This is a genomic window from Glaciecola sp. MF2-115 (genome assembly GCF_047250385.1).
Classification (GTDB): Bacteria; Pseudomonadota; Gammaproteobacteria; order Enterobacterales; family Alteromonadaceae; genus Glaciecola.
The window spans coordinates 147319-163527 of sequence record NZ_JBLBVM010000053.1; the positions used below are offsets into that span (position 1 = coordinate 147319).

Annotated in this window: 4 protein-coding genes; all 4 read right to left on the reverse strand. The window is 41.7% G+C overall.

Going from position 1 to position 16209, the window contains the following annotated elements:
• Positions 1-4: 4 nt before the first annotated feature.
• Positions 5-10468, reverse strand: a complete 10464-nt coding sequence (locus ACKLNX_RS11665) for an Ig-like domain-containing protein (protein ID WP_412972481.1) — start codon at positions 10466-10468, stop codon at positions 5-7.
• 117 nt (positions 10469-10585) lie between these two features.
• Entirely contained in the window at positions 10586-11704 is a 1119-nt protein-coding gene (locus ACKLNX_RS11670) for a hypothetical protein (protein ID WP_412972482.1), read from the reverse strand.
• An 11-nt stretch (positions 11705-11715) separates the two neighbouring features.
• Positions 11716-15357: a carboxypeptidase-like regulatory domain-containing protein gene (locus ACKLNX_RS11675; protein ID WP_412972483.1), complete on the reverse strand. Its 3642-nt coding sequence runs from the start codon at positions 15355-15357 to the stop codon at positions 11716-11718.
• Between the two features lie 141 nt (positions 15358-15498).
• Positions 15499-16182 (reverse strand): hypothetical protein, encoded by a 684-nt coding sequence (locus ACKLNX_RS11680; RefSeq protein WP_412972484.1) that lies wholly within the window; start codon positions 16180-16182, stop codon positions 15499-15501.
• Between the last annotated feature and the right edge of the window lie 27 nt (positions 16183-16209).

Below are 16209 nucleotides of genomic sequence, written 5' to 3' on the forward strand. Positions count from 1 at the left end.
ATTATTACTCCGTAGTCGTGAAATAGTAGTCGCCTAAATAACGAGCGTTATTTGCGAAGTCAAAGATAGTGCTACGAATTTGCACTCTATAGCGAATGTTGTTCTCTAAATCACTCGAAGGCGTGAAAGTCAATTGATTGCCAGCTATGGAAATGCTGCCATCAACTACAGCGGAACCATTGTAGAGAATAACGCTTGATGTGGCGGAAATGCGTTCATCGAAAGTGATAACAATGTCTGAATCAATCGCAATAGACGTGCTATTCGCTGCTGGCACGATACTGCTTATAAACGGTGCAACAGTATCACTATCGGCACTTGCTGCGCTTGTAAATGTGGTCACCGTCTCAGAGTATGAATTACCTGCGTAGTCACAAACACCAAAGGCCACTACTGAGTATATCGTACTAACCTGCAGATTTTGCACAGGTGTTATTGTAATCGATTTTCCATCAGAACTTCTCACATTAGTGCTTTGAATAGTATCTAAACCAGCCCTGATACTTACGTTATTTGTACACACTGCACTAATCGGCTCGTTAAACTTCAGAACTACCGATGCATTAACCGGTATATTCTCAGTACCAGATGTAATGTTTACAGATTCAAGTGTTGGTGCAACTGCATCTAACTCGTCTCCAGTTGTAAATGAGCGGAAGTTTGATGAAATCAAGTTGCCAGCAACATCGAACATGTAAGGAGAATAGGAGAAGTAGAAGTAGTGTAACTTATTCGAAGATAAGGTATTTGTAGGAACAAATCGTAGGGTTCTTCGATCATCTGATACAACAACGGAACCGTCTACATTCACACCATCGTTAGCATTATAAAGCCTAAACGTATTACTCGTGTCAATGCTAGATGCATCAACCTTTTCATTGACTTCAAAAATAAGTGAAGCATTGCGAGGTACATCAGCGGTGCCGCTCGGAATCGACGCATTAAGCAACTGACCGTTTGTAAAGTCAGCACCCGATGAGGTGGTAAATTGTATTACGGTATTCTCTTCTAAAGTATTTTGAGCTAAGTCCTTCAAGCCTGAAATAGTTATCGTATGAACAGTATTCGGTTGTAATAAGGCAACAGAACGAACAATGATTTGAGTTCTATCACTGTTAAAACTAGTGTTAATTGGTACCACATTATCATCGCTATCAAGCAGTGTTACCGTATTGTTCGCGAAACTATCAAGAGGCTCGCTGTACTTCAATCTCAGACTACTATTCACAGGTACGTCGGTTTGCAAATTAGCAATGTTAGCTACACTAAATGTAGGGGGCGTCTCGTCTTCAATAGCTGATGTTGTAAAAGTGAAACTGCGGTAAGAAACTGAGTTACCACTTAAATCAGTCATTGCATATAAAATGGCGCCATATCTAGTATCATTTTCTAAGGCAAGTTCCGGCACTATAGTAACTACGGTATTGCTTTCTGAAAGACTAATAGTGGCGTCTATTTGCGCTCCACCGTTCGTATTATAAATATATACAGAGCTAGTAATTGACGTGGGGTCTATTGCATCATCGTATTTAAACTTAAATATCGAATTAACCGGGATGTCGATACTACCATTCACAAAGTTTGTATCAATTAGAGACACTGTACTTACGTCTGGACCTTCACCTGTCGTAAATGTAGTTGAAGAGGCCGGCACACTATTCTGAGCTGCATCAGCCAGAACTGGCATATTCTCAGTTACTTCAGTAATGGCAGGTAATGTGCCCAATCGTTCGTATCTGACTAATCTATTTGCGTCACTAAATTGGGCGTTAATTCTCCGAGTACTACCAGACTCAGTTAAGAACGCAAGACCATTTACAGGTTCATCAAACTTGAGAGAGTATCTTGGATTAATACCAACACCATCAATTCCATTGCTGGGTGAGAATGTTATTAAACTGGGCGACTTATCATCAGCCACGTCGGCGGCCGAAGTTGCGAAGCTACTGTAGTTGTTTCTGTTCGATAAGTCACCGTCTGTATCCGCTATTCTGTAGTCCGTAAATACATAGTAGTTAGTCGATGGTGTTAGTGGACTATCAGGCGTAATCGTAAGTATGTTAACGCTACTGTCGAACGATAAAGTGCTGGGCAATACCTCACCTGTACTGCTATTGGTTAAGCGAACATAATCAGCAGTCAAGGTGCTTAGGTCTAACTCTTCACTGAACAACAGTTGGATAACTGAATTGACTGGGACCTCAGGAATTCCATTTGATGGGTAGAAAGCTTCTAGGCGAGGCGCAGTGCCAACTAAATCAGTTTCATCTGCCGCTGTGCTAAAGTATCCGCTATAGTAATTTACAGGGTTACCAGCGAGATCTGTCGCATTACTCTCAAGGAAAACAGTCACTCGTGTATTCGAGTTGAATGGGGTGTCTTTCACGAAACGAATAGTGCGATTATCAGCGAGTACTTCAATACTACCTTGATCGGTAATTAAGACACCATCTTCAGCCACTCTTAAAGCGCCGTTGATAGTGGATGCGTCCATTGGCTCACTCAAATAAAGCAGAACTTCATTTAAGTCGCGCCACTGTGATGAACCATTAGTAGGTAGCTGTCTACTTACTGAAGGACGTGTTCCATCTTGACTTATGATGCCAGTAGTATAGGAGCTAATGTAGGGTGCAATGCGATTTCCTGCTAAGTCTGCAACGTCGTCGGTGATGACAACGCTAATTAGACTGGCAGCTGGTTTGTTGGCAGTCAATGTCACCTCTTGCCCCGTAACAGAGCGAGATACGTTTGGACGAACGACATTACCATCAATGAACAATGCAATATTACTGTTGTTGATAGTGCCAGCATCCATCGGTTCACTGAAAGTAAGCACAATACTGGCATTTGGATAAACATCTACTGAGTCAGTGCTTGGCGAAATTGCAATTACTTGCGGCGCTATGCCATCGGCAAGCGCTTCCGTCGTAAAGTAGAAGTTTCCATTACTTCTTGTATTACCTGCGAAATCGAATATCTGTGAATAGATGTACACTCTATATTGGGTATCACCATTTAGAGGGTTCTCAGGCGTAAACGTTAGTGTCGAACCAGAAATAGTGATGTTGCCAGGGACTAGTAAATTTGATGGGCGTAAATAGAGCTGCATTGTGCTGTCTGTAGCTATAGGCTCGTCAAACTCTAATATGATAGGTTGATTAACCGATACATCAGTTGCATTACTGGCCGGAGTATAAGATATCAAACTAGGTGCGGCATTATCCGCTGCATCAGCGCCCGTAGTGAAGTTAATCGAACTAGTGCTTAAGGAGTTTCCTGCGTAATCGCATGCGCCCGACAGGGTAAAGGTATAATTAGTATTGTTATCAAGATCAACATCAGTTGTGATACTTACACTGAGGTTATCACTGGCAATGTCTATGTTTACTTCAATAGTGTCAACACCATCGCTCAATGTCGCTGTCATAGGGCAACTGCGGCTGATAGGTTCATTGAACAACAATCTCACTCTTGCGTTAACTGGTATGTTCACACTGCCTTCAGCAAAATTCGTAATGACAATCTCGGGCTCCGTGACATCAATATCATTATCACCGCTTGTTGTGTAGCGTCTAAAGGTATATGAAGCAATATAGTTGCCAGCGATGTCTTGCAGTCGTGAGCTGTAACTCATGTAAATATAATATTCACGTAAGGGGTGGAGTTTGCTATCAGGACGCAAGGTAACCGTAAAACCTTCATCCGAAAGTGTCAATGTAGCTGGAACCGTTAAGTTCGTGACTGAGTCTCTTAAGTAAAGCGTGTCAGTATTCAAAGATGTCGGATCAACAGCTTTATCAAACGTGAAAGATAACAGTGGGTTTAGCGGCATTTCGGTATAATTTGACGGAATACTTTCTGTAACTATGCTACCAGTCGTCAACTGCGTTTGATTTGATGTTGAAAACGAGAAATCTAGCCCACTTTCGAGAGCATTTTGACTTCGATCCTCTAGATCATACAAGCTAATATCTAAAGTACTATTTACCGGTAATAGCACAGTAGGTGTCACCACCAAGGTTTGATTTCCGTCCTCAAAGGATATTCTCGTTGGAATAATAACACCCGAGGTGGTTTGCAAGCTGATATTTTCAACTGTTTGTGGGTTTAACGATTCTGAAAATTTAAATTTCAACCGAGCATTAATCGGCACTCCTACTTGACCATCTTCAACTGAGCTAGAAACTAGCAGCGGTGCTTCGTGATCTTCAGCAAAGCTGGTTGTAAAGTAAGTTGTATTTGAATAAAGAGAGTTACCACTATAATCAGTCGGTCCATTGAAGTAGTAATAATACCGAGTACCAACTGCCAGGTTCGAGTCTGGAACAATAGTTATCGTTCTACTATCATTGCTTAGTGAGAAAGTGGTAGGCACAGTATTATATGTAACAGTGTCATAAAGAAGAACCACTGAATCTGACACACTTACAGGGTCAATTGCTTCAGTAAACTTAGTAACCATAATCGAATTAATTGGCACACCGGTAGCGTTATTTTCTATATTCGTACTGTCTATTTCAGGACGTTCAACATCAGGTCCATCGCTAGTAGTAAAATTCACGCTTATGTTATTAATGAGATTACCAGCACTATCAGTGACCTCTGGAACCAACTCAGTCACCAACGATTGCGCCGGTAAAATTCCTAAACGTTCATATCTAATTACACTATTATTTTCGCTGAATTGCGGGTTGATTCGACGATTAGAGCCTGAGTCAACTTCAAATGTAAGCGGGTTAATAGGTTCATCAGTTCTAAGCGCATAACGGGCGTTAACACCAACTTCGGTTTGACCATCTTGAGGACTAAACAACAAGACGCTAGGGCTTCTGTCGTCGGCTTGCTCAGTGCTATCCGTTCTGAAGGTATAAGCAAAAGTATATTGCAGTGAATCACCATCAGTATCATTTATGCTAGCGCCTGTAACTCGAACATAGTAGGTAGAGGAACTATCCATATTATCAACTGCAGTGATCAGTAACTGGCGTGTTTGTTCATTATATTCAAAGCTAATATTAATAGGTTCATAGAGGTCAACACTGGCTGCTAATGCAACATTATCATCACCACCATCAATGTCATCATCACCACCACCGCCACCACCACTAGAATCTGTTCCGTAAAAGAGGACTTCAACATTATCAGTTGTAAACGTAGACGCATCCATCTCTTCATTAAATTGTAAAATCATTTGAGCATTTACGGGCTGGACTGAGTTGCTCGTTGGGAAGTAAGTAGTGACATAAGGACGAGTGCCAACTAGGTCACTTTCATCAGGAGCAGTGCTAAAGTATCCGCTGTAGTACGTAACGGGGTTGCCCGCTAGATCTGTGGCATCACTTTCAAGGAAAACACTCACACGAGTATTCGCGGTAAATGGTGTATCTTTCGTAAATTTAATGGTGCGATTGTCTGCGAGGACTTCAACGCTACCTAGATCATCTATTAATACTCCGTCCTCAGCAACTCTCAAAGCGCCTTCTATTGACGATGGATCCATAGATTCACTTAAGTACAGGATTACTTCATTTAAGTCGCGCCATTGTGATGAACCATTACTGGGCAGTTGTCTACTAACACTTGGGCGTGATCCATCTTGATTTACAACACCAGTTGTGAAACTGCTGATGTAAGGAGATAGCTTATTACCAGCAAGGTCTGCTACATCATCTGTCATAACTACACTGATCATGCTAGCTGCTGGCTTGTTAGCTGTAAGTGTCACTTCTTGGCCAGTAGCTGAGCGATAAACGCTCGGACGCACAATGTTGCCATCTATGAATAATGCGATGTTGTTATTGTTTATTGTGGCGCTATCCATTGGCTCACTGAACGTCAATACAATACTGGCATTTGGATTAACATCTATGGAGTCTGTACTTGGCGAAATTGCCACCACCTGTGGGGCAATGCCATCAGCAATGGCCTCAGTACTAAAATAGAAGTTGCCATTACTTCGTGTGTTGCCGGCAAAATCGAATATTTGAGAATAGATGTAGACACGATATTGTGTATTACCATTCAACGGACTATCAGGAGTGAAAGTTAGAGTTGAACCTGAAATACTAATATTACCAGGTACTAGCAAGTTTGATGGGCGCAAATATAACTGCATAGTACTATCAGCCGCAATAGGTTCGTCAAACTCAAGTACGATTGGGTCATTGACAGATACATCTGTTGCATTACTTGCGGGAGTATACGATGTTAAAAGCGGCGCAACATTATCAGCGACGTCAGAGCCAGTTGTAAAACTAATTGAGTTGGTACTAAGCGCGTTACCTGCATAATCACAAACACCAGATAGTGTGAATGTGTAGTTTGTATTGTTATCAAGGTCAACGTCAGTTGTGAAACTGACACTCAGATTATCACCAGCAATATCAATATTCACCTCAATCGTATTGTTTCCATCACTTAATGTAGCGGTGATAGGACAACTGCGGCTAATAGGTTCATTGAAAAATACTCTTAAGCGCGCATTAACCGGAATATCGACACTTCCATTACCAATGTTTGTAATAGTAATTTCAGGACTAACAGCGTCTATATCACTGCTATCACTCGTCGTATAACGTCTAAAAGTAAACTGTGCAATAAAATTCCCAGCAATGTCTAGTAAGCGGGTGTTGTAACTTAAGTATATGTAATATTCACGCGCTGGTATTAAGTCGCTGTCAGGAGTCAATGTAACAGTATAACCATTATTTGAGAGAGTTAATGTAGATGGAACCGATAAGTTAGTAACTGAATCTCTTAAATAAAGTGTGTCCGTATTTAAAGACGTAGGGTCTACTTCCTTGTCAAAAGTAAATGACAACAGTGGATTGAGTGGCAGATTGGTGTAGCCCGATGGAATACTCTCAGAAATAAGATTTCCTCTTACCGAATCACCGGCATCACCGCTAGAAAATGATTTTGTTATTTCCGCAGGTATTAAATTACCTCCTAAATCCTGGACGTCGTTAATAACTAGTTGATAATCAGTATTATCGTTAAATTCTAAATCTGGTGTTAAAGTAACTAGTGTTCTATCGGCACTTAAGGTTCTGCCAACTTTTACAAGATTAAAGTCACTATCTACGATTTTAATGCCTGTACTCGTTAAAGGATTAATTGGCTCATTAAACCTAACGCTTAATCGACTATTTTTAGGAATAGCAAAATTAGTAATATCCACTGAAGTACTGACAACTACAGGGCCAACGACATCATCATCAAAGCCGGTGGTAAAACGAATACGAGTGTATGGTAATGGATTATCGAAAAAGTCTTTTATCTCTCCATTTATCGCATATAAATCATATGCTTGCCCTACCTTAAGAGGTGCGTTTGGCACGAATGTAATCGCATCATTGTTTTCATTAAGCGCTATTGTGCCCTCAACTGTAGTGAATGTAACGGTGTCATATAGATAGAAATTGGTAGCTGTAACCGTATCAGCTTGAATAGGTTCTGAAAGGCCTAAAGTTAGCACTGTATTAACGGGTACGCCTGTTGCGTTAGCTACTGGGTTTGAATAAGAAACCGATGGTGCCAAAGTATCAACGAAGTTACCGGTAACAAAACCAAATGTGGTAGAAACTATTTGATTACCAGCGATATCTCTGAGACCTTCAATTGACACCACATAAGTTGTGAAATCTTCTAAAATACCACTTGGCGTGAAAGTAACCGAAGCATTACTACCGGATGCCGTGACACTTCCGGTGATAATAGTCCCATCGTCAAGTGATTCAAGCCTTATAGCAGAGCTTACAATTGATTTTGGTGACAAAGGTTCATCAAAGTTCAAGGTAATGATAGATGTTTCTGGTACATCTGTTTCGTCAACCGCAGGAGAGGAACTGACCAGCAGAGGCTTGGTAACATCAGGGTTTGTAGGGTCTGTGCCCGCATCAACCTCATCACCATCGTTGTAACCATCTCCATCAGTATCCACCACCAATGGGTTAGATCCAATTTGTACTTCAAAGCCATCTGATAATCTATCATCATCAGTATCTGCGTCATTTGGATCTGTTAAGGTAATATCTGCTTCCTCAGTATCGCCCAAACCATCGCCATCAGTATCTGGCTGCACTTCTACTGATACTGCATCGCTTGTTGTTGTATTAGCACCTAAGTCAACGGCAATTGCATCTATGCTCAAATTACTGCCAGTAAACGGAATGGTTGTTACCATGCTAAACGGCTCAGAGGTGTCTACAAACACAACGGCACCATCTATTCTAAATTGTACATTATTGACCGCAATGTCATCTTGAGCATCTACTGTAATGGTGAGGCGTTCACCTTCAACTACCACATCTCCGTTTAACGGATTAGTAATTGATATTGTTGGAGGAACACCATTGTTATCATTCACGTCTCTATATTGTGCGATGAAAAGTTTAGTATTTCCGGAAGTACCATAATCTCTACTGACAACATAACTCTCTTCTGTTATGTATGCATAGCTTGCATCAAGCGCAATACCAGTGCCTGCGTAGTCACCAAACCTTGAAAGATCAATAGTGCCTTGGAATACTGGATCTTGCGGATCAAAAATATTAACGAAGGCCACTACGTTCGGGAAAAGTTGCTCCGCATAGAACGCAAAGTTTCTAGTTAACGCAACATCACGCGGGGCAATAGAGCGATCACCGCCAACAATACTCATGTTCATTGGATCGCGAACATCAACCACACGATAGCCCTGAGAGTAGGCTGCAACATGTGCAAAACCATTCGAGATAACTACATCTTTGACAGTCCCGATATTTATGCTGTTGAGTTGCATTGGACTATTTGAATCGGAGACGTCAACACTCACTATTGCTGAGCCAGTTGCGGCGACTAAGGTGTCTTGTTCAACATCAATGCCTTTCACTTCACCAGATAGTTTTAAAATTGATTTTGAAACTAGGTTTGTCGGCGTAGATATATCGAATATTTCTATACCTGCATTCCCAGTTGCTACATACAATCTATCTAATTGGATTGCTAAATCTTGCGCAACCCCAGCAGTATCAGCAACGCTCAATAAAGTAGGCGCTTCAGGGTCGCTGACATCCATAACAACCACACCATTTTCGCCATCTGCAATATATGCAGTGTTGCCAATTACTTTAATGTCTATCGCTACGCCGTCAGTATCTAAACGACTCGCAATCGAAGGTGATGTGCGGTCTGAAACATCGACAACGGTCAAGCCCTCGGAGCCAGAGGCAACAAATGCAAAGTCACCGCTTATGTCCACATTGTTGGCATAACCTGGAATAGCAATTGCTGATTGAGCACTCGCTTCAAATTGGCGAACGGTGACATTGATCGTCACTGTTTTGCTTGCATTTTTTACTGTAATTACCGCATTACCAGCACTACCACCAAAAATCTCACCACGATTAGAGCCGAAACTGGCTATTGTAAGATCGTTTGATTCAAAGGTCGTATTGGGATTTGTGGTTAAATCAATGATTGAGCCATCAATTAGGAGACCAGAAATAGTTAATTGCGCACTCACTTCAGTATCGATCCCGTTAAAAGTAAGGACGATGTTTTCTGGAGTGGAAACCAATCCCACAAGCGCTAGTTCAAAATTTGTGTCATTAGCATCTGTTGGGTCTGAACCAACAATAATCTCTATACCATCATTCAAACCATCGTTGTCACTATCAGTGGCTAATGGATTTGTTATAAAACCATCTTCCCCTAAAATAACTTCTTCACCATCAGGAATACCATCATTATCAGTATCAGCGATAAAGATATCTGTTCCTAAATCAAATTCTTCTTTGGCAGAAAGACCATCGTTATCAACATCTTCATAAGCATCTACGGGATCATTTGGATCCAAACCCAGTGCAATTTCTATATCGTCAGGTAAGCCATCATTATCGGCATCACCAACACTGAAAATATTGACGGGTAGTACTTTTGAAACGCCGTCTTTGCGCACTGTTATCAACGCAAATCCAAGTCTATTAGCTGTAATTAAGCCATTAGCGCTTACGCTAACAATCGCGCCATTTGATGAGGTATAGTTGATGCCATTAGATGCAGCAGTGACATCTTTAAATGAACCATCATTATATTCTGCTTCAACATTTAACTGCCGCGTGTCACCAATAGCAAACAGATTTAAAGGTATCGCAACACCGTTTAAGCGCAAAGACACAGGTGTGGGCGGTACTACATCTAGGAAAAAGTCACCTACATCAGTTGTTTGGTTCTGACGAACCGTAAAGTAGTCGGTTTGACCAGACACAACCCCGTCGTCGGTATTACATGTCGCTCGTGCTCGAATCGCCCCCATGTTTGAAGGGACGTTAGGTAATGCAAACGTCCCATCTTCTTGAGCATAGACCGTTCGGTTAAGTACGTTAATGACACACGTACCGTTTAATTCGAGAACTTCTTGAGAAAATGAAGTGAACGAAGAAGTAATTAGGCTGAGCGCTAACAGTTTTACCAGACAATTTTTCATGATGTCTTACCTTTGTGATTTATCGCCCACGGCTACAGCCTAGTAGTCTTAAAATCTAACTCGTTGGATCTGTGGGTTACTTTAATTTTTATCTGTCTCTTATAGACAATTTCATTTCTATTTTTTCTTTAATGATGTGTAAGCTTTGGCAAAGGGGGCCGTTGTTAGGATTTCTCCTGAGGCCGTCCCATACTGCTGCCAATCGAGCAAATATCCCTGATTCGTTTTCAACATTGGAAGCGTCACTAAGTGAGTTCCAAGGTTGCTAAGTTCAAGTACAAAAATGTCGTGAGTTTTACCTTCAAACTTAGCCACTAAGTCGGTACTCGTTGCATCCGCTAGCATTTGACCAAATGGGACAAGTGCAACTAATTCTCTTGTTCGACTACTTAAATTAATCATAGGAACAACGCTTTGTGTTTTCATATTCACTGTGCACGCTGACAGAAATTGAGCTTGTTCCTCGGGAAGAATATCCCTCGCTTTATCAGCATTTATTAAGTCTTTAAACAGCGTTTTGGAAACAAGCTCGCATTTGCTCACATTCTCTTCCTTTCCTTTCACAGTTGGGGCTTTTTGCCCCCAGCCGATTTGAAAAGGGTTACTTAACGGAATACGGGTAAAAGTGACATTCAAAGCCACTTCCAATGGATGCGATTTGTTTAATTGAACTGTTGGATTAATACTGACTATTTGTTGACCCGGCGAATCGCATTTATATGCTTTGTCTTTAGAGAGCCTTACATATTGAAAATAGCGACTGGCGAGATCTTCCACTTCATTCGGCCTTTCCATAGCGTTGCTCATTTGACATAAATTAGTGCAAAGGGCCGAATCTAAAAGTTGTGCTGCACCGTTGGTATGCTTATATTGGGTATAAAACATGACGTAGTTACCCCAATGATAAGCTTGTTGCATTTCGTAACCCTTAATACCTGAATATGAAGAATATAGGTCGGGGATCTGCTTCAGTTGCCCAGTTGCAAACGACTGACTATTATCCAACTTGGTTAAGGTTGAAAGCACGTTGGCAACAGGCATTTTAGCTGCATTTAAATATGTATCTAATGCAAGCTTAGCTTTTTGACTTATTTCACGGTCAGCAATATCAAGCGCTGCAACCATTTGTTTATCTTCCAAATAAGGTATACACAACTTACTTTCGGCTAGGGCACTTGTCGAACCAAGTAACCCTAATAAAATGCTTACTAATGTGACTTCTTTTTGATACTTCATTGTTAATTCCCTTAACACCCTGGTCCGAAACTAGTGCCTGCATAAAGTGTTATTGCCGGCGTACTTGCTGAGTAAGAAATTTTCTTAAACAATATTTCTAGGCTTGCAGTGACATTTGCTGTGATTGTGATTGGATCTAGTTTTCCACCTAGACAATCTGTGCCACATTCAATAGAGCTCACGGCTTTACCACCAACAAAGCCTTTAACATTTAAGGTTGCTCCACCTTTCAAAGAAACAACAATTATCGGTACTGCGGTATCACCCTCTGGGCAATCAGGATTGTCACAGCTGAACAAACCAACAGTGCCATCAATTTGAGGACCGAAAGTACCTGCGATATCGAGACCTAAGCTAAACTCACCGCAGTTGTCTTCATTACAATCAATTACGGTATAACTCACTGAGCCTTGCGCATTTGCTGTAATGTTGGCACCTGCAAGCGTTGCAAATATTTCAGCTTTTAAGGTAAACCCTAGAATGGTTTTTTGCGGCAACTCAAATGTTCCACCAGCACCTGGTATCGATACTTTTACGTTACCTTGAATACCTGCGCTTCCAGAGAATTTCTGATAGGGTTTGGGCCCAGGTGTATCGCATTCTTTGCAGCATTGCTCACCAGTTTCCAAGCTCATTCCAATAGTTGTGCTTAAACTTGCGCTTAACCATGGTGGAATATTGAATTTACCTTTGACGTTGCTGAGTAGATTTGCAACGAAACCAGGCGCTGTATTTTCATAGGTGATCTTTTCTGAGCTAGCCTCACAATGATTGCCACAAGCACCATCTTTACAGGTGAAGCATGCCTCTTTTGGCGAACCATCTCCGCAGGTTATGCCATCTTCGTCATTAGTCGGTTCACCTTCTGAGCAGAATTTACACTCTGTTTCTTTGGCTGCTTTCAGTGCTGCTGTTTCGTCAGCAGGATTAAAACCGCCACCACATAGAAGCTCTTTACAGTCATCAGGCTTTTGTTTATCTGCATCTAGAGCAGCATCTTCGTCAATAACGGCAACACCGTCTTCACACGTGCCACATTCATCTGGTGGCGCATCGCCATCATTTTTCTCACTACCACTGCATAGCTCGGTTTGGCAGTTGCCCGGCGTTTGTGTTTGCGCAGGGCGATCAGGAACTAATTCACAACCACCTGGGCAGTCACCTGTCTTGGTGTAACAGTAACCGCAATCATTACCACCTTCACAACAGCCTGAACCTCCTGGCTGACTACCGCAATGCCAACCTGCTTTAACAACACCCACTCCAGGATTAGAGCGAACTATGGAACCATCTTCAGATACTGTACCAAGACCAATTGCGACAAACTCCTCCAGATCATGGTCATAAGAGTACATTTCGACCTGAGCACCGGGCTTATGAGCATCAACGTTTGGTAAGGTCAGCCTTGCTGGGGCATCAAATTTAGTGCCTGTTGGCTGAATAGTGACAATGAATTGTGGCTGCATACCATTCGGCGGTGGCATAGGGACTTTAGATGCATTAACGGGTGTCGCTGAAATATAACCTTCTCTTGAACCATCAGGGAATGTGACTGAATCCTTCGCAATTTCTAACGCGAAACCTGGGTAGTTATCTAGCGTAAGCACGACATCTTCTGGACCAGCATAAACTGCATCTGCAGTGTTAAGTTGCACCATATATATCGGACCATTCATCGGGTTTTCAACACCGGCCACGGTAACCAAATTGAATGAAAGAGTAGGGAATTCAGCATCACCTAGAACAGTCGAACCATCTACCAATAAATGGACAGGTCCTACTGGGGATTGTTGGATCAAGAACTTGCCCTCTTGATCAGTGACGGTCTGACGGTTTGTACCGTCAACACTGACTGTAGCGTTCACTAGAGGTTTATCTTGATTATCGAGAACGATACCGCTGATACGTGTTAATGCTGCTTCTTTAGGTTGGAATGCAGTCGCAGTAAAACCGGCTGTAAGAACATTATCCGATGCGCTGCTAATTAAACGGGCATTAACTCTTTGTTTATCCAAACCTGCTAAGTACCCTAGGGTCAACTCAGCACTAGCGCGACCGTCACTGTCTGTTGTAACGATAATCGTTTTCTCACCGTTTGAGAACTTACCACCACCAGCGGTGACTTTAAATTCAACTTGCGCGCCCGGAACGACGTTCGCGCCATCATCATTAGCAACTACAACTAATGGTTGGGCAAGGGGTTGACCTGAACCACCTCGTTGGCCGTTACCAGAATTAACACTTAACTTATCAGCCAATTTGCCTGATGCAGATGCTGTAAATACAACATTATTAGGAATGCCTACAACCGTCGCTTTGACTTTGTGATTATGAAGTCCAACTCGCTCTCCCACCGAAAACCGAGTCTGGGCTTGGCCTTCAGAATCTGTCATTACTACAACAGCGCGGCCTTCAAATTCAGTATTAATACCAACTTTACCTGAGCCTTGAGAAACTCTAAATATCACCGGCTTTTCAGAGATTGGATTGCCGTCCTTATCGACCACCTTAACGATAATTGGATCTTCAAGTAAACTGCTAATTTCTGCAGTTTGAGCATCACCATCTACCAATACAATATTGTTGCGATTTGGAATTTGATAAACTAGTGTGAACTGAGTTTCGCTCACGTTTCCGACTTGGTCAGAGGCTATTATTCTTATATTATTCAATCCAGCTTCTAATGAGATTTCTGCTGCATATGAACGATTATCGACGGAAGCCACTACATCGTTTACGGTGACGGTTGATTGTGATGCCTCAACGGTACCGCGCACTGTATCGTTGACTAAACCAGTAATTCTAACTTTTTCTGAATTGACGATTTGCTGGTTTACATGGCTATCAACAGTGATAGTAGGTGGTGTTAAATCTAGCGTCAGTGAAATGCTGTCTGTGACTTGCGTATCGCCTAAAACAGCTCTAGCAACTATCGTGTTGTGGCCTTCTACTAATGCGACATTAGCTGAAAACAGACCGTTAATAACATCAACTTCGACGCCATTAAGGGTGAATATAATGTTTGGATCAGTTTCTGATTGGTCTGTGTTTTCAATTGTTCCACGAATTTGAGCTGGTGAGACACCTAAGGTGGTAAGTGAAAGAGGATCTGTAATTTTAACGGTAAATTCAGGAAGAATGATAAGGTCATCACCGTCACAGTTTTCATCAATACCATTGTTTGGTATTTCATCTGCGCCTGGATAGATAGTGGCATCGCTATCGTCACAATCACCTAACTCAATGGTGACTCCATCGCCATCATTGTCAGTGCCTGATGGCACGTCAACTTCATCTGAAGAAAACGCAAAAACAAAATTATTTAAGTTTAAACGTCCCCGGCGGTTTTGGATGAATACAAGTTGCTCATTCCCCGTCGCCGACTCCCCAGCCTCTAAATTTTTGAAGCTAATTGAGCCTTGTTCTACAGTGGTGAATCGATCGGGGTGACTGATAGATACCGAAACATTCTCACGACCTGTTTCGTCGTTAACAACGACAACGTCATAAACAAGTCTAAATTCCGTTCGACTTATTCGAGTTGAGCTAATCTGTTTAAGTTCTTCTAATTGAATTTCAGCAAATGAATCTGTTGAAAAAATCGAAAGCAAAGGCAATAGAAGTATTGCCATGACACAGTTAAATTTACGCATTTCACTATCCTAAGCTAGGCACGTTTGTGTCAATGGTGTAATCACAAGTTATAGCAGTAATTCAAATCCATTGACATTACATTGGCAGTACTACAACTTCATAGCCTTAGCGGCATTTATCTGCGTATGATAATTAGTTATTTACTTTAAGGTTCGTCGCAAGCCCAACATCACCATGCTAGCTAAAAACAGAAAAGCAGTTGAAGGTGATGAGAGTTGGGGCGGTGGTGCAATCACGGTGTTGTTAGTGCCGGTTACCGGCCCAATATCGGTTATATCAAAGTTAGCATCTTCTGCGAATCCAGCCATTTGAACGACTAAATCACCCGGTAATATTCCAGTGGTTTCAAGGAGTACTGAAATCCCGCCAATAGCATCAGTAGCCAGTGCACTGAAATCAACTACTCCGTCGGTAAAGATACTTACGATTGTAGATTCTGGTATAGAAATATCGTGGGGGAAATACTCAAAATACATATCTGTAATGGTTGTCTCTCCAATAGGAAATCCGCTAAACAGAGAGGTGTTAATAGCAACGCTGGGACCATAATCGAATATATCCACATCTTCTAAGCCAAGGTCACCACTTGCATTATCGAACCAAATACTAAATTCGAAGTAACTTTCTGAAAAACTCGACAAATCGCTAATATCGAAATTGAACAAATACACATTATTCGATGCGTCTACGGTTTCGTAATCGTATTCTAGAATGATTGCCTGGCTGGCGAATGATGACATTAGCAAACCTAAGCTTAAACTCAGGGCTACAGCAAATTTTTGCACGCTTTTGAAGGTATTTAGCATCGATGTTTTCCTTTTCATTCGCATTAATTCTCTTTGCAATTCAAA